The sequence below is a fragment of the Leptolyngbya sp. CCNP1308 genome (assembly GCF_034932455.1).
In the GTDB taxonomy this organism is placed as follows: Bacteria; Cyanobacteriota; Cyanobacteriia; order Phormidesmidales; family Phormidesmidaceae; genus Nodosilinea.
Genome location: NZ_JAYGIH010000036.1, coordinates 46,515 through 67,152 on the forward strand (window position 1 = coordinate 46,515; position 20,638 = coordinate 67,152).

Annotated in this window: 21 protein-coding genes; 11 read left to right on the top strand and 10 right to left on the bottom strand. The window is 58.6% G+C overall.

Annotated elements, in window-relative coordinates:
* Positions 1-82 precede the first annotated feature (82 nt).
* From VB780_RS10060 to VB780_RS10085, 6 genes are all read right to left on the bottom strand, one after another.
* Positions 83-1,330, bottom strand: a complete 1,248-nt coding sequence (locus VB780_RS10060) for an RNA polymerase sigma factor (protein WP_323351012.1) — start codon at positions 1,328-1,330, stop codon at positions 83-85.
* Between the two features lie 7 nt (positions 1,331-1,337).
* Positions 1,338-1,955, bottom strand: a complete 618-nt coding sequence (locus VB780_RS10065; RefSeq protein WP_323351013.1) for a glutathione S-transferase family protein — start codon at positions 1,953-1,955, stop codon at positions 1,338-1,340.
* Complete coding sequence (locus VB780_RS10070; RefSeq protein ID WP_323351014.1) at positions 1,952-2,305, bottom strand: YciI family protein; 354 nt, start codon at positions 2,303-2,305, stop codon at positions 1,952-1,954. The genes VB780_RS10065 and VB780_RS10070 overlap by 4 nt, the downstream gene beginning before the upstream one ends.
* A 226-nt stretch (positions 2,306-2,531) precedes the next feature.
* On the bottom strand, positions 2,532-3,041 hold the full coding sequence (locus tag VB780_RS10075; protein WP_323351015.1) for an N-acetyltransferase: 510 nt from the start codon (positions 3,039-3,041) through the stop codon (positions 2,532-2,534).
* A gap of 36 nt (positions 3,042-3,077) precedes the next feature.
* Positions 3,078-4,064, bottom strand: a complete 987-nt coding sequence (locus tag VB780_RS10080) for an adenylate/guanylate cyclase domain-containing protein (RefSeq protein WP_323351016.1) — start codon at positions 4,062-4,064, stop codon at positions 3,078-3,080.
* A gap of 136 nt (positions 4,065-4,200) precedes the next feature.
* Positions 4,201-4,917, bottom strand: a complete 717-nt coding sequence (locus VB780_RS10085; protein WP_323351017.1) for a DUF3120 domain-containing protein — start codon at positions 4,915-4,917, stop codon at positions 4,201-4,203.
* Positions 4,918-5,292: 375 nt separating this feature from the next.
* Here VB780_RS10085 and VB780_RS10090 point away from each other — a divergent pair, with 375 nt between their 5' ends.
* The 6 genes from VB780_RS10090 to VB780_RS10115 all read left to right on the top strand — a co-directional run bounded on the left by VB780_RS10090 (position 5,293) and on the right by VB780_RS10115 (position 12,167).
* Positions 5,293-6,225 carry an undecaprenyl-diphosphate phosphatase gene (locus VB780_RS10090; RefSeq protein WP_323351018.1) on the top strand — a complete coding sequence of 311 codons (933 nt, stop codon included), beginning with the start codon at positions 5,293-5,295 and terminating at the stop codon, positions 6,223-6,225.
* 42 nt (positions 6,226-6,267) lie between these two features.
* On the top strand, positions 6,268-7,725 hold the full coding sequence (locus VB780_RS10095; protein ID WP_323351019.1) for a TIGR03279 family radical SAM protein: 1,458 nt from the start codon (positions 6,268-6,270) through the stop codon (positions 7,723-7,725).
* 215 nt (positions 7,726-7,940) lie between these two features.
* On the top strand, positions 7,941-9,599 hold the full coding sequence (locus VB780_RS10100; protein WP_323351020.1) for a TolC family protein: 1,659 nt from the start codon (positions 7,941-7,943) through the stop codon (positions 9,597-9,599).
* Between the two features lie 4 nt (positions 9,600-9,603).
* Positions 9,604-10,170: a M67 family metallopeptidase gene (locus tag VB780_RS10105; RefSeq protein ID WP_323351021.1), complete on the top strand. Its 567-nt coding sequence runs from the start codon at positions 9,604-9,606 to the stop codon at positions 10,168-10,170.
* Positions 10,171-10,245: 75 nt separating this feature from the next.
* Positions 10,246-11,418 carry a molybdopterin-synthase adenylyltransferase MoeB gene (gene moeB / locus VB780_RS10110; protein WP_323351213.1) on the top strand — a complete coding sequence of 391 codons (1,173 nt, stop codon included), beginning with the start codon at positions 10,246-10,248 and terminating at the stop codon, positions 11,416-11,418.
* A gap of 116 nt (positions 11,419-11,534) precedes the next feature.
* On the top strand, positions 11,535-12,167 hold the full coding sequence (locus VB780_RS10115) for a hypothetical protein (protein WP_323351022.1): 633 nt from the start codon (positions 11,535-11,537) through the stop codon (positions 12,165-12,167).
* A gap of 10 nt (positions 12,168-12,177) precedes the next feature.
* Here the strand turns inward: VB780_RS10115 and VB780_RS10120 are convergent, their stop codons facing one another.
* Positions 12,178-13,053, bottom strand: a complete 876-nt coding sequence (locus VB780_RS10120; protein ID WP_323351023.1) for a M56 family metallopeptidase — start codon at positions 13,051-13,053, stop codon at positions 12,178-12,180.
* Entirely contained in the window at positions 13,053-13,505 is a 453-nt protein-coding gene (locus VB780_RS10125; RefSeq protein ID WP_323351024.1) for a BlaI/MecI/CopY family transcriptional regulator, read from the bottom strand. Before VB780_RS10125 ends, VB780_RS10120 begins: the two co-directional genes overlap by 1 nt.
* Before the next feature lie 158 nt (positions 13,506-13,663).
* On the opposite strand from VB780_RS10125, the gene petJ reads away from it, so the two are divergent.
* Positions 13,664-13,996 carry a cytochrome c6 PetJ gene (gene petJ / locus VB780_RS10130; RefSeq protein WP_323351025.1) on the top strand — a complete coding sequence of 111 codons (333 nt, stop codon included), beginning with the start codon at positions 13,664-13,666 and terminating at the stop codon, positions 13,994-13,996.
* A gap of 89 nt (positions 13,997-14,085) precedes the next feature.
* Positions 14,086-14,862 (top strand): tetratricopeptide repeat protein, encoded by a 777-nt coding sequence (locus VB780_RS10135; RefSeq protein ID WP_323351026.1) that lies wholly within the window; start codon positions 14,086-14,088, stop codon positions 14,860-14,862.
* A gap of 23 nt (positions 14,863-14,885) precedes the next feature.
* Here the strand turns inward: VB780_RS10135 and VB780_RS10140 are convergent, their stop codons facing one another.
* Complete coding sequence (locus VB780_RS10140; protein ID WP_323351027.1) at positions 14,886-15,800, bottom strand: alpha/beta fold hydrolase; 915 nt, start codon at positions 15,798-15,800, stop codon at positions 14,886-14,888.
* 135 nt (positions 15,801-15,935) lie between these two features.
* Here VB780_RS10140 and VB780_RS10145 point away from each other — a divergent pair, with 135 nt between their 5' ends.
* Positions 15,936-17,420: a hypothetical protein gene (locus VB780_RS10145; protein WP_323351028.1), complete on the top strand. Its 1,485-nt coding sequence runs from the start codon at positions 15,936-15,938 to the stop codon at positions 17,418-17,420.
* 197 nt (positions 17,421-17,617) lie between these two features.
* Entirely contained in the window at positions 17,618-18,169 is a 552-nt protein-coding gene (locus VB780_RS10150) for a hypothetical protein (RefSeq protein ID WP_323351029.1), read from the top strand.
* Between the two features lie 130 nt (positions 18,170-18,299).
* Here the strand turns inward: VB780_RS10150 and VB780_RS10155 are convergent, their stop codons facing one another.
* Positions 18,300-18,569 (bottom strand): hypothetical protein, encoded by a 270-nt coding sequence (locus VB780_RS10155; RefSeq protein ID WP_323351030.1) that lies wholly within the window; start codon positions 18,567-18,569, stop codon positions 18,300-18,302.
* Positions 18,570-19,301: 732 nt separating this feature from the next.
* On the opposite strand from VB780_RS10155, the gene VB780_RS10160 reads away from it, so the two are divergent.
* A complete protein-coding gene (locus VB780_RS10160) occupies positions 19,302-20,558 on the top strand; it encodes a DEAD/DEAH box helicase (protein WP_323351031.1) in 1,257 nt (418 codons plus the stop codon).
* The last annotated feature ends 80 nt before the right edge of the window (positions 20,559-20,638 follow it).

Here is a 20,638-nt window from a genome sequence, read left to right on the forward strand (position 1 = left end):
GGAGGATGGGGAGGATGGGGAAGATAGGGAACTGGGGGAGCGGAGGGGGATGGGAGTGATGGGGTGATGAGCCACCACTCCATTATTCGGAAGCTGAATTGCCCTGGACAGATAGGGCTCGCCCCAGCAGAAACTCCCGAATTGCCGCATCTTCGGATAGGCCGATCGCCCGCTGGTAGGCTTCTTTAGCTGCCGCCGGTTGGTCGAGCTGGTGCAGCAGATGAGCCTTGAGCGCCCAGTAGGGTTGGTAGTTCTTAACGGCGTCGGGGGGAATCTTTTCCAGCGATTGCAGGCTGGTGGCAGGGCCACAGGCGGCGGCGATCGCCGCCGCCTGACTCACCAAAGCCCCCAGGGTCGGCGCTAGCTGAATCAACCCTTCGTAGAGCAGTGCCAGAGCCTGCCAATTGACCTGGCGGGTGATGGCCCGCTGGGCATGGATAGATTGAATGGCGGCCTCTAGCTGAAAGCGGCCCAGCGGGTTGAAGGTGGCGGCCTGGGCCAGCTCGTGCTCGGCTTCGGCAATCATGGGTTGCGACCACCGCTGGGTATCCTGCTGGTCGAGGGGAACGTAGCGGCCATCGGCATCGCGGCGGGTTTCGCGGCGGGCTTCGCAGTAGAGCATCAGAGCCAGCAGGCCACGGGCTTCGGCGGCCTGGGGCATGAGCTGCACACACAGGCGAGCCAGCCAGATCGCCTCTTCGGCAAAGCCCCGATGGCGTGGATCGGCCCCATCGACGGTTTCCCAGGCGTGGGCGTAGGTGGCGTAGACGGCTTCTAGCACGGCGGCGAGGCGAGTCGGCAGGTCTTGGGGGTCGGGCAGCTCAAAGGCGATCGCGGCATCGCGAATTTTGGCCTTGGCCCGCACCAGGCGCTGGCCCATGGTGGCGGGGGCAACTAAAAAGGCCGAGGCAATCTGGGCGGCATTGAGGCCCAGCACCGTTTGTAGCATCAGCGGCGTATGCATCGCCCCATCGATCGCCGGGTGGGCGCAGATAAACAGCAGCTTGAGGCGATCGTCGGGGAAGGAGGCCGATTCGCTGTCCAGGGCCGGAGACGAGCCTACATCGCTGGTTTTGAGCGTATTTAGCACCCGCTCCTGGGTTTGGCTGCGGCGGGCTGTGTCGATCAGCTTGCGGCGGGCCGTCACCAGCAGCCAGGCTTCGGGCTTGGTGGGCACGCCCTGGTCGGGCCAGGTATTAAGGGCGGTGAGAAAGGCATCGCCGAGGGCATCTTCAGCCGCCGCCACATCTCGGGTTTGGGCCGCCAGGTAGGCGACCAGCCGACCGTAGGAGTTGCGGGCTGCCAATTCTGCCGCTCGACGTGCATCCATTCGCTGGCTACCCCTTGGGACTGGTCTGTTGCCAGGCGGGCAGCGCCTCAATCCGCCTATACCACGCTTGAATGTGAGGGTAGCCCCCCAGGGGAAACTGCCCCGGCCCGGCGTAGGTGAGGTCGCTAGCCACTGAGAAATCGGCCAGGGTGAGGGCGTTGCCGACTAAAAAGTCGTGCTCGGCCAGGTGATTATCGAGCACCTTGGCCTCCTGATGAAAGCGATCGCTCGCCTCCTGCACCACTTGCTTGTCGGGTTCGCCCAGCTGCAGCAGTGGCTTGACGAAGTTTTCAAACTGCAAGGGCTGACAGACCACAGACCAGTGGGCCAGTTGCCAGCTCTGCCACCGCACAATGTCGGCCCGAGTCTGGGCATCGTCGGGCCAGAGGAGGTTGGGCATTTGGCTGGCCAGATACTGCATGATGGCGGTTGACTCCCAGAGAATAAAATTGCCATCCTGAAGCACTGGCGTGCGCCCGGTGGGGTTGAGGGTCATAAATTCAGGCGTGCGCTGTTCGCCCTTTTGCAGATCGATCAGCTTGAGGTCGATGGGCAGGCCCAGGTGAATGGCCACCGCATGGGCCTTGCGGGTATTGGGCGAGGGGGGAAAATAATAGAGTTTCATAGGGCGATCTCCTGGGCGGGGGGAGGCAGCAGGGGGCGAACTTCAACGGCACAATTGCTGGCAGCGGGGCAGCGGGCGGCCCAGTCTAGTGCCGTGTCGAGATCGGGCACATCAATCAGAAAAAAGCCCCCCAGCTGCTCTTTGGTGTCGGCGTAGGGGCCGTCTTGCACCTGCCGCTGACCGTTGTGTAATTGCAGCGTCGTCGCGGTGTGGCTGGGGTGAAGCCCCGCGCCCCCCACCATAACCCCAGCTTCGGCCAGGGCTTTAGAGTAGGCATTGTAGGCGGGCATCTGCTGCTCGCGGTTAGCGAAGTCGTGCTCGGTCTCGTAGACCAGAATGGCGTACTGCATGGACTAACTCCATCGGGTAGGTGAGTGTAGAGGGCGTTTGGATGCCCTCTGTAACTACGACGAGTGGGGTTAGCGCATTTCGACAGCGATCGCAGCTTTTTCTAAATTTCAGTTTGAGTTAGGGATATTTGAGGGTTAGAACGTTCTAACGTTCCGACATCAGAACGCTTATACCTCAGTCCTCAACCTCACAAATCCGCCAAACTCCAAACTTTCCAGCCTTCTCCTACTCGCAATCGGCAAACTCTGGGCGATACCGCACCAGCCCACGGCAGTTCTGTAACGCCCCCGGCTCCAGTTCCAGCACCCGAAACGCGCCCTCGGGCACGATGTATTCGCACCGCAGCGCCTTCTCTTCGGCAGGAATAAAGCCAAACCGGGCATAAAACTGCGGATCGCCTAGCACAGCAACCGCCGTGCTGCCTATCTGACGGCACTGCTCTATCCCCTGGCGAATTAGCTGTGTCCCAATGCCCTGACGCTGGTGGGCTGGTTGCACCGCCACCGGCCCCAGACCTAAAAACAGTTGGCGATCTGCATTACTTTCTTCAAGGGTGACCGGACTGAAGAAGATGTGGCCTACGATCGCATCCTCCACCACCGCCACTAAAGACAGCGTATGGGGCACCCCCCGCAGCCGATCGACCAGCTTGGCCTCATGCTCGCGACCAAAGGCGATCGCATTGACCTGGTAAATCGACGCAATATCCGCTGGGTGCTCAGCTCGAATTATCATTTTGCGGCGCGTAAGCTATGGCCTAGGGATCAGGGTTCAAGAGGACTTAGCTAAGAACTTGTTTAAGTCGGCGAAGGTGCCAGCACGGGTGTTGATGGGCTCTTCGTAGCCTTTCATTTCTACGGTAAAGCGCTTAAAGCAGAGGGCATCTACTCCGGCTTTTTGCAGATACTCATAGGTGGTTTCGCCCATGGCGATGTCTAGGCCCAGGGGCTTGGTAGCTGACTCGAGGCGAAAAGCTGCGTTGACGGTATCGCCCAGGGCCGTGTAGTCGGGGCGATCGCTGCTGCCGGTATTGCCGACCATGGCATAGCCGGTGTTGATGCCCGCCCCGATGCGCAGGGGAAACGGCAGCGGAAACTGCTCGTGGAGCTGGCCGGTCATCTCAGCCAGGGTGCTGACGGCCTGCAAAATCTTAATCATGCTGACCTGGTCGGCCCCCTCTGGGCCATGTATCCACACCGTCATCACCGCATCGCCAATGTATTTATCGACCCAGCTGCCGTACTGGCCGATGATCTCTCCGGCGCGGCGAAACCAGGTGCCAATGGCTTCGGAGAGAACTTTTTCGTCGATCTGGCGGGTGAGCACCGTAAAGTCGCGAATATCGACCACCATCACCGAGATCAGCTGCCGCACATGGAGCATGGCCGTCGCGGTGGCTTCCGGGCTTCGGGCACCACCCAGGTTGGCATCGGCGGCCCTAGAGGCATCGACGGGCGAAAAAAAGCGGAGTTCAGTCTGGCCAAAGGTGAGCAGGTCGCCATCGTGGAGAATGACCGGCACACTGACCCGTCGCCCATTGACGAAGGTGCCGTTGCGGCTGCCTAGGTCAATTAAGTAAAACCGACCACTGTCGCTGCCCTGAAGCATGGCGTGGTTGCGAGAAATCCAGCGGTCGGGCAGCACAAAATTGTTGTCGTCGCCGCGCCCTACAGTCCAGCAGGTGCCGCCCACCAAAGAAAGCTGGCGATCGCCGGAGCTGGTTTTAAGCGCAAGGTAGGGGCCAGAGGAAGAAGTCACAACGGTATGCTATGGGCACAAACTAAGAGTGATTGGGCGCGATCGGCTCAAAACTCAGCTGCGATCGCGGCAGACAACCCCAAAATATCCCTGAGCTGACCCCATTATGCCAGAGATGCTAACCCCAGCGCTCAGCCTAGGCCAGCGCCGCCGTCAGAAAGAACAAGCCATCCACAATCAGGGTGCTGAACACAGCCCCGCCAAAGGCCCACCAGGCCAGCTGTCGCGAAGTGCTGAGGGCGATCGCCGTAGCTACCAGCAAAAATAAAATTAAAATCACCGCCCGACAGGCTGCCACATCGGTTTGTAGAGTCGCGCTGGCGGCCCGCAATACCAAAGGCGCTGCATCTGGACTGGTGAGCATGAGCTGCCGCCAGGTAGGAAACAAATGCATCCAGTTGATATAGAGATCGGTAACAGCAGTGCCCAATAAAGATCCTAAAAAGAAATAGCTGCCAACACGCCCCCAGCCCTGGTGTAGGCAAGCCAGCGCAATGGGCAACCCCAGGGCTTCGATCGGCAAATGAACGATTGGATCCCAGCGAAACCAGCCCCAGTATAGCGAACCCGTCAGCCAGATCCACCCAAAGCCAACAATCAGGTCGCCCCAGAGGCTCCAGCGAGGCCGCTTCATGAGCCAAGCCCCCAGCACCAGCCAGAGGGGGGTAATCGCCAGGCTCACCCAAGGAAAGTAGCGCACCAGGGGGGCCTGTACAAACACCGGCAGAATTACCAGGCCAATGGCTGCCCCAAAAACCTTAATTTGGGTACTCGATCGCAACACCCAGCTCTGTACGAGAGCCAGCAGCGGCAATATCCCCTTGACTGAAGCAGAACTGTAGGAAAGACTCAAGGTAATTCTGAGTATTTAGTTAATCATTGTTAACATAACATGCCCCAGGGGGGGATGGGGCAGACTGGATAGGGATTGACAATGGTTAACGCTGTATTAAAGGTTTTCTTCAGGTTCACAGTTCACCCTGCGGCTAATTAAGCCTGCAAGAAGAAGCCAAGCACCCACCAACACCGATGCGCCAAATCTCTACAATAGTTAACGATCGGCTTCGGCTAGCTCGATTGTTACCCCGGTTGGTGTACTTATCTTAAGAGAATCTCCTCGCTGCGGCAATTTAGAGATTTTGTGGCCTGTGACCGGGAGAAGGCTGTGCTCACTGACCTGTTCTGCCAGTTGTCTATTTATGATGCGCAACACCTTATGAGTAATGTTATGGGTAGCTTAGTCTCGGCGCTGACTTTGGCCGCTCCAATAGCCCAGGTAGCCCAGGTAAACGAGGCTGCTTCCACCGCCGCGATCGCAGCACCTATCAATCTGTTTCAGGCCATTGTCATTGGTATTGTGCAAGGGCTCACGGAGTTCTTGCCGATTAGCAGCACCGCCCACGTCAAAATGGTGCCCGTAGTCCTGGGCTGGGGAGATCCGGGGGTGGCGTTTACCGCAGTCATTCAGCTCGGCAGCATTGCGGCCATGATCTGGTATTTCTGGGCAGATCTGCGTCAGGTGGTAGGAGGCATGGCTCAGGCGGCCATCGGCGGCAAATACAACTCCCCAGACTTTCGCCTCGGCCTAGGGATTTTATTGGGCACTCTCCCGATTGTGGTGGGTGGGCTGTTGATTAAAGCCTTCATTCCTGATTTTGATAACTCGCCCCTGCGGAGTAGCGCCACCATTGCCATCGTGTCTATTGTGATGGCGCTGCTGCTGGGGGTAGCGGAGATGTTCAGCACCCGTCAGCGCACCTTTGAGGCCCTGACCCTCAAAGATGGCGTAATCATGGGATTTGCCCAGGCGCTGGCCCTGATTCCTGGAGTGTCGCGATCGGGATCTACCCTAACCGCTGGCCTGTTTATGGGGCTGGAGCGAGCCACAGCAGCCCGATTCTCCTTCTTGCTGGGCATTCCGGCCATTACCCTGGCTGGGCTAGTGGAACTAGAGGGATTGCTCGAAGGTGGGGTAAGCACCGTTGGGCTAGCACCGTTAATTGGCGGTTTGATTGCTGCCCTGGTGTCGTCTTACTTGGCAATTTTCTGGCTGCTGCGGTTCTTAAAGCAGCACAGCACCTGGGTCTTTGTGTGGTATCGTCTGGCGTTTGGAGCGGCGATTTTGCTGGCGCTGGCTACCGGAAAAATGCAAAACATCTAATATGGGAAGGCACATTTTGCTTCTCAAAGGCTTCCTTGCGCTATGGCTGCTTCGGCTATTCGCCCTGCCCGCATTACCCGCGTGCTGCCCGACTCCATTGCCGAAGAGATTGGCTTTGAGCCCGGCGATGCCCTGGTGGCCATCAACGGCCAGCCGCCGCGCGATTTAATCGACTATCGCTTTCTCTGCGCCGATGAAGACTTGACCCTGGAGGTGCTAGACACCAGGGGCAAAACCCACCAAGTCGATATTGAAAAAGACATTGATGACGATCTGGGGCTGGAGTTTGAAACAGCCCTCTTTGACGGGCTGATGCAGTGCAACAACGCCTGCCCCTTTTGCTTTATTGACCAGCAGCCCCCTGGCAAGCGCGGTACCCTCTACCTGAAGGACGACGACTACCGCCTGAGCTTTCTCTACGGCAGCTACCTGACCCTCACCAATCTGCTGCCTCAGGAGTGGGAGCGCATCGCCCAGATGCGGCTCTCGCCCCTGTATGTGTCGGTGCACGCCACGGAGCCAGAGGTGCGATCGCGCCTGCTCAAAAACCCCCGAGCCGGTCAAATTCTCGATCAGCTGGCCTGGTTTCAAGCCCAGCGGCTGCAAATTCACGCCCAGGTGGTGGTCTGCCCCGGCATCAACGACGGCGAGCACTTAGCCACCACCCTGCAAGACCTAGCTCGCTTTCACGAAGGGGATGTGCCTGCGGTCGCTTCAGCGGCGGTGGTGCCCGTGGGTCTAACCCGGTTTCGCCCGCCGGGGGATGAGCTAACTCCAGTGACCCAGGCCCAGGCTCGACAGGCGATCGCCCAGGTGCAGGCGTTCCAAGCAGACTGTCGGCGGCGATTTGGCACCAACTTTGTCTGGCTGGCCGACGAGTGGTTTTTGATCGCTCAGCAAGAGGTTCCCGACGAGGGCCACTACGAAGACTATCCCCAGTTGGGCAACGGGGTGGGGTCGATTCGTCAGTTTCTCAAAGCGTTTCAGCAGTCGGCGGATGACTACCTGCCGGAGACCGTCAGCCCACCGCGAACCCTGACCTGGGTGGTGGGCAATGCGGTCGGGCACGCCTTCCAACCTATCGTCGATCGCCTCAACACCGTCCAGGGGCTGACGGTACGACTGGCCGCCTTAGCCAGCGACTACTGGGGGCGAGACCTAACAGTGACGGGGCTACTGACCGGCCACGATTTGTTACTGGGGTTACGCGATGTTTCTGACGCTCCCAACCCGGCTCAAAATGAGCCACCATCCCAGCATCACGCTCTGGGCGATGCCCTGCTTCTGCCTACGGTTATGCTAAAACCCAGCGATTCGGGCGACCCTAAAGACACTCTGTTTTTAGATGACCTCAGCGTGGCTGAAATTAGCCAGCGACTCGGCTGCCCGGTCATCCCCATAGACGATACCGATGCCCTAGTGCGAGCCTGCTGCTGCGATCTGCCTGACGACAGCTTCACCGATTTGCAACCCGCTGCTGGCTATTGGACGCCCTCGTGATTGTACTAAACCGTTTAGTTTGCTAAGCTGGTGACTGGGAAATTTTGCGGCTAATCCTTGCCTCTGTGGACATAGGTCTGTCTCTGTCGATAGGGGTAGATCGCCTTGGGGGCAGGTCAAACTTAGACCCGATGCCGATATGCTAAAAAACTGTGGCTGAAATTTTCATTTTCCCGTTAGTGACTTACCCTCGTTACTGATAGTCCATGGTGCCTATGCTTTACTCCTATTGCCGCTATCTCCTAACGCTAAGCTTAGGCATTACTCTATCTAGCTGGGCTGCTGCGGGGTTGGCTGCCCCCGCCCCTCGTTCTTTAGCCAGTGCTGGTGAAGTTAGTGTTAGCCAAGCCGAGACTGAAGCGCTGGAACCATCAGATCCTGCCGTCTTACCGGAGGCTTCACCTGCTGTTGAGACAACTGAGCCAGGTCTAGAACCTGGCGAAGAGGCTCGGCCTCTGGGCGCGGGCGAAACCACGTCGTCTTCACCGGGGACTGGTCCCCTGATACCCCAGTCCGATCGCCCCACCGACCAGGGCTTTGTCACGCCGCCCGATTACCTGACCCCAAACCCAAACCCCCTGCTGGTGCCCACTCGACCTGAGGAGGTAGAAATTTTGGGTACCCAGCCGCTGTCGCTCGAAACGGCCCTCGATCTGGCATACCGCAACAGCGAGACTCTGCGCGCGGCCCAGCTTCAGCTAGAGCGCAGCCAGGCGGGGCTGCGGGCTCAGCAGGCTACCCAACTGCCCACTGTAGATCTGGGTGCCGATGTGCAAACCAGCAATCAATCTTCGTCTGGGGGAGGGGGAACGTTCGACTCGACCAGCACCACCGCAGGCGCTACCCTGCGCACCGACTATGACCTGGGTCTTTCGGGGGAGCGATCGGCCCGGATTCGGGCGGCCGAGCGTCAGGTGCGAGTTTCGGAACTGCGGGTGGAGCAAACCCGTGAAGAACTGCGGCTGAATACCACCACCGACTACTACGCGGTGCAGGAGGCCATTGAGCAAATTCGCATCAACCAGGCCTTTTTAGACGCCGCCGAGCGCAACCTGCGCGATACCCAGCTGCGAGAAGAGGTCGGCGTCGGCACCCGCTTTGACGTGCTGCAAGCCGAGGTGCAGGTGGCCAACGCGCGCCAAACTCTGACCCAGGCCACCAGCCAGCGACAGATTTCCCAGCGCCAGCTAGCCCGGCGGCTCAACATTCAGCCCTCGATCGATCTGACGACCTTAGCCGTCAACATCGCCGGGGCCTGGCCGCTCTCGCTGGAGGAAAGTATTGTGCTCGCCTTCCAGAACCGGGCCGAGCTAGAGCAGTTCTTAGTCGAGCGAGAGCTCAACGATGCCCAGCGCCAGGCCAGCCTGGCGGCGGTGCGCCCCAACCTGGGGGTGTTTGCCCAGTACGGGGCGCAGAGCTTGCTGACGTCGTCGTCGGGGGCCTCGTCGAGCATTGATGACGGGTTTTCGGTGGGGGCACAGCTCAACTGGCGGCTGTTCGACGGTGGGGCCGCCCGAGCGCTCGCCGCCCAGAGTGAAATCGACATTGAAACCGATGAGTCGGAATTCGAGAGCGCTCGCAACGACATTCGCGTTCAGGTTGAAGAGGCCTACTACACCCTGGTGTCTAACCAGTCCAATATCGACACAGCCTCAGTGGCCGTCAACCAGGCTGAGGAGGCGCTGGAGTTGGCTAACCTACGCTTTAATGCCGGGGTGGGTACCCAGCTAGAGGTGATCAACGCCATTCGGGATCTAACCGAAGCCCAGGGCAACCTGGTGACCGCTGTGCTCGAATACAACCGCGCCCTGGCTCGGCTAGAGCGATCGGTGAGCAACTTGGATAGCCCGGCCAGTCCCGTGATTGAGGAATAATTTCTTGGCGGCAAGCGTTGGGGTTTCCTTGGCGGGCAACAGTCACGGTCTGGGGCTCGGTTCTGACGGTTACCGTGCCCTGGTTGAGGCGGCGATCGCCGCCTACCCCAACGAGTGCTGCGGGCTGCTCGTCGGACGGCGGGAGCCCGCGCCAGACAGCGACGATCGCACCGTTGTGGAGGTTGTTGCCCTAAACAACGCCTGGGAACCCTCGCTGTTGGAGTACACCGATAGTCAAGACGCCCTAGGACAGGATCAGGCTGTGGGGGAGCACAGCAATCGCGATCGCTACTGGATCGACCCCGCCGATATGCTGGCGGTGCAGCGTTCGGCACGGGAGCGCAGGCTGGAGATTATTGGCGTGTTTCACTCGCACCCTGACCATGCAGCGGTGCCGTCGGAGTGCGATCGCACCCTCGCCTGGCCCGTCTATTCCTACGTGATTGTATCTGTGGTCAAGGGCGAAGTCGCCGACCTCAAAAGCTGGCGGCTCAATGAGCAAAACCAGTTCGAGCCCGAGCCTGTGAAAATGATTGGATCATCTGCCAACAAAGCCCCATTCTTGTCCTAAGCTGAAATGATGTAAAAAACGGTCGTGCCCCAGACCGTTTTTTGTTTTTACCGCCACAGTTTCTCTGCCGAGGCCATGCTCAACCCAAACCTGGACGATATTCAGCTCACCAAAGAGGAGTACGAGCGCTACTCCCGCCACATTATTTTGCCGGAAGTAGGTCTCGACGGGCAGAAGAAGCTCAAGGCCGCTAGCGTGCTCTGCGTGGGCACTGGCGGTCTGGGTTCACCGCTGCTGCTGTATCTGGCCGCCGCTGGCATTGGCCGCATCGGCATCGTTGACTTTGACACGGTCGATCAGTCAAACCTCCACCGCCAGGTGATCCACAGCGAGTCGTGGGTGGGTAAACCCAAGATCGAGTCGGCCAAAAGCCGCATTCTTGAAATCAACCCCCATTGCCAGGTTGACCTCTACGAGACCCGCCTCAGCGCCGAGAACGCCCTAGGCATTTTCGAACCCTACGACGTAGTGGTTGACGGCACCGACAACTTCCCCACCCGCTACCTGGTCAACGACGCCTGCGTGCTGCTGGGCAAGCCCAACGTCTACGGCTCGATCTTCCGCTTTGAAGGGCAGGCCACGGTCTTCAACTACCAGGATGGCCCCAACTATCGCGACCTCTATCCCGAGCCGCCGCCGCCGGGGCTAGTGCCCTCCTGTGCTGAGGGTGGCGTGCTGGGGGTGCTGCCGGGTATCATTGGCGTCATTCAGGCCAACGAGACCATCAAGGTGATTTTGGGTACAGGCAATACCCTCAGCGGTCGCCTGCTGCTCTACAATGCCCTGGAGATGACCTTTAGGGAACTCAAGCTGCGCCCCAACCCGGTGCGCCCAGTAATTGAAAAGCTAATCGACTACGAAGAGTTCTGCGGCATTCCCCAGGCGCGTATGGAGGCAGAGAAGGAATTGGCTGACATCTCCGAAATGACCGTCACCGAACTTAAACAGGTGCTCGACAGTGGTGCCGATGACGTGCTGTTGCTCGACGTGCGCAACCCCAACGAGTACGAAATTGCCCGCATCCCCGGCTCGGTGCTGGTGCCTCTGCCAGACATCGAGAATGGCGATGGCGTTGACAAGGTCAAGAGCCTGCTCAACGGCCACCGCCTGATCGTGCACTGTAAGCTGGGCGGGCGATCGGCCAAAGCCCTGGGCATTCTCAAGCAGCACGGCATTGAGGGCACCAATGTCAAAGGCGGCATCACCGCCTGGAGCCAAGAGGTAGACGCCTCAGTTCCCGAATACTAAGCTCCTAGCGTTAGCGAAATGCCCTGGTGGAATCTTCTCCGCCGGGGCATTTCTGTTGATTCGTTCTATCGCAGAGTTGTTATTATCGGGCACGGGTTCCTTGGGAGGTAGAGCAGATGACAACGTGGCGCAAATGTGGTTTTTGGGGTGCGATCGCTCCAAAGAGCGGGCCTCTGACCATCGCCCTTAGGAGTGGGGCTCTGACCCTTGCCGCCCTTGCTATGACCGCCCACCCCGGCTGGCCACTGCCAGGGCAAACGGTGAACCTAACTGAGTCGTGGATTCGCAACAACCCAACCCTCAAGCCTGGCCCTAATGAGCGCCTGGCGATCAATCGCCTGGTGGCCCCTGGGCAACGGTTCACCTTCCAGGCGTCGGTGTTTCCCATCAGTGGCGTAGCGCCCGATCAAAACCCTCGCCAGATTCGTTCCGAGCGCTTTAGCCTGTCCGACCATGCCAACCCGATCACCGTAGAACGGCTCGATGAGTCGCTGCGGGCCATCTACGGGCAAGAAATTTTTAACGACTATCGCCAGGCAACGGTGCTGCTGCGCTACCCGGCCCGAGGGATGAGACCAACTCCGACGGACAACCCCAACCTGGTGCTGAGGGGAGAAGTGCGCGAAGGAGAGCGATTTGCCTACTGGCAAGAGATTGCTTACGATCGCGCCGGTACTGCCTACCTGGGCCGCATGGCCGTTTTTGTCAAAGATGACCTGCCAGCCCTACAAACCCAGCTTGCTCCCTAGGGGCGATCGCTCACGTGTGCAGCCAAGGGGCCACCAACGGCAGCGCCGCAACAAATAGCCAGGCCAGCCGCCCGTGGTGTGGGGTAGAGGGATCGGCCCTAGTGTCTGGTTCTACCAAAGCGTTAACCCGCTGCTCTAGGCGAGTGAGCGACAGAGCGTCGTTGAAACCCACACAGGAAGCGATTTCGGCCTCCAAGGTTGGAGGAATGGAATCCAGGGCCATCTGGCGGGCCAGCTTTACCAAAAGTTCTGCCAGCAGGAGTGGATCGCTGGTGTTAGCGGCTTGGTGGTCAGCCCGCATCTCTCGCAGCAGCAGCAGCTCTTCCCACAGCGATGCGGTATTGGGTAGCCAGCTGGTAAAGCGCCGCACGACACCCAGCCAGAAGAACCAGAACGGGTCGTGATGGTCAGCGTGGGCCTGTTCGTGGGCCAGCATGGCCTGCTGCTCGGCAGGGGGCAGCTGCTCTAGCCAGCCCCGACTGACTAGCAGGGCCGATCGCCACAGCCCCACCTGGGCGGCCATGGGTAAATCAATGGGCAAACACTGAGCCCGCCCGCCCTCGGGCAGGGGGACAACCGGATATTGCCGCAGCCGCCACTGGGTGCGAACCGCCTGCCCCAGAGCAGAGGCAAAAACTCCGCCAACCAGGGCCGTTACCCCTAGGCTGATCCAACATCCAACTGGGCTCACTGACCAGCCCAGCATAGTGCCGTGGTGCCCCATGGCTAGAACGGCCCCAGCGGCCAGAACTACCATCAGCGGCGGTAAGCAAAAGGCGCTCAGGGCCGACTCCCAGCGGGTTTGCCAGGGGCCATCGGGCCGTTGCCATCGCCACCGCCAAACCACTGCGACCAAAATTGTGAACACTATCAGGCTGCTGTGCATTACGCGTCTTTCTCCTCGGATTGGCTGTCCTGGGTGTGGCGCAGGGCTCGCAGGCGGGCGGCGATCGCATCCAATTTATCCAAATCAGCCCCATCTAGGCTGTCGGCAAAGGCGGCCACAATGTCGGGGCTGCCCACCGCCAAAAAACTCTGAAGCTGCTGGTGAGCCGTCAGCAGGTTGGCCTCCCGCTGAGAAACCGTCGGCTGCCACTGATAAACCTGGCGGGTCTTCCCCGCTGGGGTAGCCTCGCGTTTGAGCCAGCCTTTTTTGGCTAGCCGCTGAAGCACCGTCGTGACCGAAGCCTGGGTCAGCTCGCGATCGGGATCAGCCAGGATATGGTCGTGAATCGCCTTGACGGTGGCCCCGCCTTTGGCCCAGATAATGGCGAGAATCTCGGCCTCTAGAGGCCCGAGGGAGAGTTGGTGGGGTCGGTGGCGGGGGAGGGGGGACATGGGTGGAGAGTGGGGGGTGGGATAAGCCTTAGTTTAGGGGATGGGGTCGCTCGGGCAGTGGGTTTGCATTCTGTAATAGTTGACGGGCTGTCTTTTGATGTCAATGGCCTGTTGCCAGACAATGCCTCAGGAGAGGATGTTTTGGCGGTTGACAATCTATGAAAAAGTTCGCGTTTGGTTTAGCGGCTGCGATCGCAGCCCTCGCCCTGTGGATCGCTCCGGTGGCCCAAGCTGCTGACTTGGGGCACGGTGGTCAGGTGTTTGGCAATAACTGCGCGGCCTGCCACATCGGCGGCAACAATGTGGTTAACGGGGCTAAAACCCTGAAGCAGGCAGATCTCGAAAAGTACGATATGGCTTCTGTGGACGCGCTCGTGGCTCAGGTGACCAACGGCAAAAATGCCATGCCCGCCTTTGAGGGCCGCCTCAGCGATGAGGATATTGTCGACGTGGCATCCTACGTACTCAGCCAGGCTGAGCAAGGTTGGTAGGTCAGTTCACTATCTCCAGTTCCACCCCTCGCCGCTGTGGCTTTCGCCGCTTTGGATGGAGGGGTTTTATTATCACAGGGATGATGGTTATGGGCTTTTATCGACTGCTGCTGGCCCTGGGTTTAGGGCTGTTGCTGGGGCTGGGCGGGCCAGGGGGTTGGGCAAGGGCTGACCCAGCGCCCGGCGATCGCTGCTTCCTAGAAGTGCAGCTAGAGCATTACCCAACGGCGATCGCCCTCTGCACCAAAGCCCTCGATCGAAGGCCTGATGCCGTAGACTATCGCCTCAGCCGGGGGGTGGCCCTCTACCGCAGTGGTCGCTACGCCGAGGCGCTGATGGACAACAGCCGGGTCTTGGCGGCTCATCCAGAGGACTATCGGGCCTTTTACAACCGGGGACTGGTGCGGGTGGCTCTGCACGATTTTGGGGCGGCGATCGCAGACTTTGACCGAGCCGCCGATCTCACCGCCGATCCAAATCCCTTGGTCGAGATTTATGACGATCGCGGCCTCGCTAAACTCATGGCCGCCCAGCCCCAGGCAGCCCTATACGACTTTGAGCGGGCTCTCGCCATCAACGGCGAAGACACCCGTGCCCTGTTTAACCACGGCTGCGCCTGTCACCAGTTGGGCCACATTGATGCTGCGCTGGCCGACCTAAATCGAGTGCTGACGCTGGAACCCGACCATGCTCGCACCTACCTGAAGCGGGGGGTGATGCGCCAATCGCTGGGCGATCGCACCGGCAGCCTCGCCGATTTGCAGCAGGCTGCAGACTGTGCCCAGGCTCAGGGACAACCCCATCTGCACCACTACATCCTCACTCTGCTCAATGAGTGGAAAACCCCCACCACATCCCTGGGGTAGCGCCAATCCTTCTCACCTGCGATTCATAACCCATCATCCTGATGGACGATCTCCAACACCCACTCCCGCAGCAGCCCGTTCACCTGATCGGGCACTTCGTCATGGGGGCAGTGGCCCGCCTGGAGGTAGTGCTCCGTCAGCGTGGGGTAATACTGACGGAACTGTGCCCCCTTCTCGCGGCAATTCATCCAGGGGTCACCCTCACCCCAGAGCATGAGCAGAGGGCATCTGAGCTTTTGCAGTAGCTCATCGACCTTTTCGCCCTGGCGAGATTTGAACACCGAGGCAAACACCCTGGGAGCACCAGGGTCGAGGGCGGGGCGGCGAATGTCTTCCACCAGCTGGTCGGTAATGGCGGTTTTATCCAGATACACCTGCTGAAGGGTGCGGCGAATGGTGGCGGGCTGGCGCACGTACTGAAACAGCAGCCAGCTGGGCAGCGGCTGAAGCATGAGTGACTGGATTGCCTTTGCGATCGGATTCGGGGGCGGTGGTGGCGTTTGAGCGGGGCTAGAAAATGGCCCAGCACTGTTGAGCAGCACTAGCCCAGCCACAGCTTCGGGATGGTTGGCCGCTACGCACAGCGAGGCATAGCCGCCGAGGGAGTTGCCCGCCAGCACCGCCGGGCGACCGATCATCTCGACGATGAATTCGTGGAGTTGCGCTTCCCAGAGATCGCCGCTGTACTGCCAGTCGGGCTTGGCCGATCGTCCAAACCCCAGCAGATCAATCGCCCACACCTGAAAGTCAGCCTGTAGGCCCTGGATATTTTTGCGCCAGTGGTCGGTGGATGCACCAAAGCCGTGAACCAGCAGCAGGGGAGGGCGATTCTCCTTTGGAGAGGCTTCGCCAGCTACTACGTAGTGAATGGCCTGGTCGCGCCAAGTCCAGTAGGTGCCCTGGGAGCTATTGACGAGTTGGGAGGCAGTGGCAGTCATAGGGGGGGAGCAAGGGACTTTGTAAACAAGTGTTAATTAAAATGGTAGCGAATCTGCAGACGACCAACCTTATGAGGGTGACAAACGGGCGAATACCAGGCATTGTGGCAGATAAACGCTCGTAAGCCTGGTGCCATGGCCGCCCTTTCTCGCCCCCGTCGATCGTCGAACCGCCGCGAATTTTCTAAGTACGATGCCCGTCGCCTCAGGGCTCGCTGGTTTGAGCGCATCATGGCGATGGTGGCGCTGATCAATCTAGCGTTGGTGATTGGCGATCTGAGCTACATTCCCCTGCGCGACATGTACCTGAGATTGCTGCCCGGTTTGACGACCTGGTATGGCGAAACGTTTAAAGGTATTGAGCCCCATCGCTTTACGACCAACTATCTAGAGACCGTAGAGCAGCTTGAAGAGCAGGTTGCAGAAACGGGGCTAATCTCTACTGCGGCCCAGTCGATTTTGGTCGATCTCCAGCAGCAAAGTGCCGCTATGGTGGCTGAAAACCCGTTTCAGCTGGCCAATCGCTCGGGCAATTTAGAGCAGATAAAAAACAAAATGCGCGATCGCATCGGGCTAGAGTCGGCCACCGACTCACTGACAGAGTTTTGGAGCTATGACCACCTCAGCGAAGCAGGCTTTTCCACTGAGATGGCCTTCTTTAGCAGCGAAGTACAGCCCTTAGTCGAGACTAACTTTTTCCGGCGCACGGCCGTCCACGGCGGGTTTGTAGATCTGTTTTGGCGCATCGACATCTGGTTTAATTTGCTGTTTGGCCTAGAAATGTTGGCCCGCAGCATTTACCTCGATCGCCGCTACAAAAACTTCACCTGGAGCGATGCGATCCTGTGGCGTTGGTATGACATTCTGCTAATTGTTCCATTCAGCGCCCTGCGATTGCCCTGGCTGGCCCTATCGCGCATTATTCCAGTCACCATTCGGGTTAACCAGTCAAACTTAATCAACTTAGAGCCCATCCAAAGCCGCATCAGCCGCTTTGTAATCAGCCAGGTTGCCATCGAGATCACCGAAATTGTGGTGCTGCGCATTATCGACCAAATGCAGTCGCTGGTTCGCGATGGCAGCGTGGCCAAGACGCTCCTAGAGCCCAACTCAAGGCGCTATATCGATGTCGGTGGCGTAAATGAGCTAGAGGTTATTTCCCAGCGGCTGGCCGCGCTCACGGTCTACAACGTGCTTCCCCAGGTCAAGCCCGAAGTAGACGCCCTGCTCAAGCACACCGTTACCCAGGCCTTTGATCGCACCCCTGGCTACCAGGGGTTTCGCCAGCTGCCTGGCATTGGCGACCTGCCCGATCAGCTGGCCGAACAAGTTGTTTCCCAACTTTCGGCCAACCTCTACAATGCCATGAAGGGAACTTTGGAAAACAAATCTGGCGGCGATCTGACCCAGGCTCTCGTGCAAAAGCTCGGCGAAACCTTCAGAGTTCAGTTCAAAGAAAACGAGAATGTCGAAGAGATAGAAGCTCTAGTCGTAGATTTTCTAGAAGAATTTAAACTCAACTATGTCAAACGTCTGGCCGCCGCCGATGTCGATCGCCTGATCGAGGAGCGCTACCAGCTGTACAACGTTTCCCAGGGCAGCCTCAAGGGCGATCGCTAGGGTTAACAACACCTTGAGATGAAGCCTGATCTGCCCTAAGAAAGATAACAGGAACATTGATCTCATCCTGCTAGCTACCCACCTGGGTAGAGACAACTCTATCTTCCCTATTGCTACCTTAGGCAAAGTTTAAGGGGCGTCTACAGAAGATCAAAAACTTCTTATGCCCAATTGCCTGTTAATAGGAGGACGAGAGTATGTCTACACGCAATACTGACCCCCGCAACCGGGATTTTGAAACTTCAATTAATACTCGGCCCGCAACCAGCGACGAAATTGCCTACCGCGATGGTTATATTCGGGGCAAGTCGGCAGAGCAGCTAGAGTACGAGCGTCGCCGGGCTGCCGAAGCCAGAATGCACGAGGAAAACGCCAGGCTGCGGGCCGACAACGGCGTCTCAACTGGTCTGATTTTGGGTCTGGTATTGGCAGCGGTAGCGGCTGTAGTGGGCGGTATCGTCTATGTCTCTAGCACAGACGGTGTGGGCACAGTGGCGCCGACCCCAGAAGCCACCACGCCAGAGGCTACTACGCCAGAACCAGCCAATGAGACAACTGTCATTGAGCGCACCATTGAGCGCACTCAAGAAGTTGTCCCTGCGCCCAGTACCGTAGAGCCCCCCGAAATTAATGTAGAGCTGAACAACCCCCTGGAGGCGGCTCCTGCCACCGCTCCTGAAGCTGCCCCTGAGACGGCTCCTGAAGCTGCGCCTAGCCAGCCTGAGGCCCAAGATACTCAGCCTCAATAGTCGCTAGCTTATATAGGTGAGGGGAACCGTCATCGACGGTTCCCCTCTTTTGATGTCGTAAACCCAACGTCTTTGAATTGGGCGATCGCTGGCTCCTTGCAAAGACCCAATAAACCAAGGCAGTTAAGCGCTACGAATCGGCAAACACATAGCGGGTCAGCACCCGCATTGACTCCTGCTGACGATCGGTGGGAATGGGTTTGCTCCACTCGATTGAGTCAGAGAAGCCCAAATGGCTCATCTCTAAAATGACTCGATTGACAGCCCTGGGTCGACCAACAACAAGAACGCGAACCTGGTCGCGATGGTCTGATATCGGCCCTTTGAGGCGATCGCCTGCCGAAGAAGACGTGGCCGCCTCTTCTGAAGAGGCGCTGGCATATAAAAAAGTTTTAGGCATAGCTGGTTAAGGGGATAAGGGGTTCAACATACATCTGCGGTGACGATTCAGGCAGCGGTTGAAACGTTGAATACCCAGTGGAAAACGGCGATCGCCATACTCCCGAGGCATTTAGGTACACCTATACCCAGCGTATTCACAATACTAATAGGCGGTAGTGCTACGGAGGCACTTCACAGAGATTTCAAGACGGGCGAAGTAGGAATACTTCACCAGATTTAGTCAATAATTCTTGCTAAAGGCAAAATGAGCCTAAAGTCAGGCTGTTATGCTAGATCTGAGCCCTCATCAGAGCTTTGCAAACAAAGATGAGTAGAACACGGTGGCCCAGGAGTTTTCAGCCGACCGTACCCCATAACTAAGTTAACTTGCTAAGGGGCATTAGCTTCAGCTAGTAGACCGTTCAGCCCACTGATTTGCTGCCTTCACTGTCAAGGGCAACGTAGCCAAGAAGTCACATTCATCGCGGCAAGGCTGCTGAATACTTAGGTGCTGAAACCGCTCATCTAAGCGAATAGCGTAGGTCCACAGTGGGGATCTATCAGGGCTATTTTCTGGCTCTGCGTCAATTTTTTGACTTATCTGCTAGACTATAGCTTCGTCCAGCCATCCGGTCTGCGCTGGCCAACAGAATTTGCTTAGCAGCCGTTCTTTTGATCAAAATCATTGCTCTTATGACTGGGCCCAGGTAATTGATTTGGGATAGGGGCACCATTCGGAGCAAAAAACTAAATGACATTTGAGCAACTCGGTCTTACGGCCGGCTTACTTCGCGCGGTTGCCGATCAGGGCTACACCGAGCCAACGCCAATTCAGCTGAAGGCGATCCCCGCGATTTTAGACGGGCAAGACATCTTAGCCAGCGCCCAGACGGGCACCGGCAAAACCGCAGGGTTCACCCTGCCGCTCTTACAGCGGTTGGCAGAAACCAAAACCACTGGTAAGCGTATTCCCCGCGCCCTGGTGCTCACCCCCACTCGCGAGCTGGCGGCTCAGGTGGGCGAGAGCGTGATCACCTATGGCAAGCACATGCCCTTTCGGGCGGCGATGATCTACGGCGGCGTCAGCTTTGGCGGCCAGATTCGTCAGCTGCGCCAGGGGGTCGACATTTTGATCGCCACCCCGGGTCGTCTGCTCGACCACGTCAGCCAGGGCACCATCGACCTCAGCGCCGTCGAGATTTTGGTGCTGGATGAGTGCGATCGCATGCTCGACATGGGCTTCATCCACGACATTCGCAAAATCATGGGTCGTCTGCCCGACGAGCGCCAGACCCTGATGTTTTCGGCCACCTTCTCTAAGCCCATTCAGCAGCTGGCCCACACCCTGCTGAAGTCGCCCGTGCAGATTGAGGTCGCCCAGCGCAACACCACCGCCGAGCGGGTCGAGCAGGTAGTGCACCCCGTCGATCGCCACCGCAAGCGGGAATTGCTGTCCCACATTATTGGCTTCCACAACTGGCAGCAGGTGCTGGTGTTCACCCGCACCAAGCACGGTGCCAACCGCCTGGCCGAGCAGTTGGCCAAAGACGGCCTTAAAACCGCCGCTATCCACGGCAACAAGACCCAGGCGGCTCGCGCCCGTGCCCTGAAAGATTTTAAACAGGGTCGCGTGCGAGTGCTGGTGGCGACCGACGTGGCCTCCCGCGGCATCGACATTGATCAGCTGCCCTACGTGGTTAACTTTGAGCTGCCCAACGTGCCCGAAGACTACGTGCACCGCATTGGCCGCACCGGCCGGGCTGGCAACGAAGGTCGCGCCGTGTCGCTAATCAGCGACGATGAGCTGCCTCTGCTGATCAGCATTGAGCGCATGCTCAAGCAGTCGATTACCCAAGACATCGTGGCCGGTTACGAGCCGTCTTTCTCCTCGGATACGACCAGGGTGAGATCTGCTGCTCCGGCCAGCCCGCGTCGCCAGCGGCCCCGTCGCCGCAGTGGTAGCAGCCCTAGCGCGCCCCGCCGAGCTGGTGCTGGAGCCAGAGGGTAACAGATCTGGCCAAGGGATGGATCAACCCTTTCCCTAGCAACCTAAACCGTACTGACCAAAATCCCCTTTGTCTTTTCATT

Bases quoted from the DNA above. Each gene is read 5' to 3' on its own strand.
- VB780_RS10060 (WP_323351012.1), bottom strand. From the start codon at position 1,330: ATGGATGCACGTCGAGCGGCAGAATTGGCAGCCCGCAACTCCTACGGT.
- VB780_RS10065 (WP_323351013.1), bottom strand. From the start codon at position 1,955: ATGAAACTCTATTATTTTCCCCCCTCGCCCAATACCCGCAAGGCCCAT.
- VB780_RS10070 (WP_323351014.1), bottom strand. From the start codon at position 2,305: ATGCAGTACGCCATTCTGGTCTACGAGACCGAGCACGACTTCGCTAAC.
- VB780_RS10075 (WP_323351015.1), bottom strand. From the start codon at position 3,041: ATGATAATTCGAGCTGAGCACCCAGCGGATATTGCGTCGATTTACCAG.
- VB780_RS10090 (WP_323351018.1), top strand. From the start codon at position 5,293: ATGGGTAGCTTAGTCTCGGCGCTGACTTTGGCCGCTCCAATAGCCCAG.
- VB780_RS10095 (WP_323351019.1), top strand. From the start codon at position 6,268: ATGGCTGCTTCGGCTATTCGCCCTGCCCGCATTACCCGCGTGCTGCCC.
- VB780_RS10100 (WP_323351020.1), top strand. From the start codon at position 7,941: ATGCTTTACTCCTATTGCCGCTATCTCCTAACGCTAAGCTTAGGCATT.
- moeB (WP_323351213.1), top strand. From the start codon at position 10,246: ATGCTCAACCCAAACCTGGACGATATTCAGCTCACCAAAGAGGAGTAC.
- VB780_RS10115 (WP_323351022.1), top strand. From the start codon at position 11,535: ATGACAACGTGGCGCAAATGTGGTTTTTGGGGTGCGATCGCTCCAAAG.
- VB780_RS10120 (WP_323351023.1), bottom strand. From the start codon at position 13,053: ATGCACAGCAGCCTGATAGTGTTCACAATTTTGGTCGCAGTGGTTTGG.
- VB780_RS10125 (WP_323351024.1), bottom strand. From the start codon at position 13,505: ATGTCCCCCCTCCCCCGCCACCGACCCCACCAACTCTCCCTCGGGCCT.
- petJ (WP_323351025.1), top strand. From the start codon at position 13,664: ATGAAAAAGTTCGCGTTTGGTTTAGCGGCTGCGATCGCAGCCCTCGCC.
- VB780_RS10135 (WP_323351026.1), top strand. From the start codon at position 14,086: ATGGGCTTTTATCGACTGCTGCTGGCCCTGGGTTTAGGGCTGTTGCTG.
- VB780_RS10140 (WP_323351027.1), bottom strand. From the start codon at position 15,800: ATGACTGCCACTGCCTCCCAACTCGTCAATAGCTCCCAGGGCACCTAC.
- VB780_RS10145 (WP_323351028.1), top strand. From the start codon at position 15,936: ATGGCCGCCCTTTCTCGCCCCCGTCGATCGTCGAACCGCCGCGAATTT.
- VB780_RS10150 (WP_323351029.1), top strand. From the start codon at position 17,618: ATGTCTACACGCAATACTGACCCCCGCAACCGGGATTTTGAAACTTCA.
- VB780_RS10155 (WP_323351030.1), bottom strand. From the start codon at position 18,569: ATGCCTAAAACTTTTTTATATGCCAGCGCCTCTTCAGAAGAGGCGGCC.
- VB780_RS10160 (WP_323351031.1), top strand. From the start codon at position 19,302: ATGACATTTGAGCAACTCGGTCTTACGGCCGGCTTACTTCGCGCGGTT.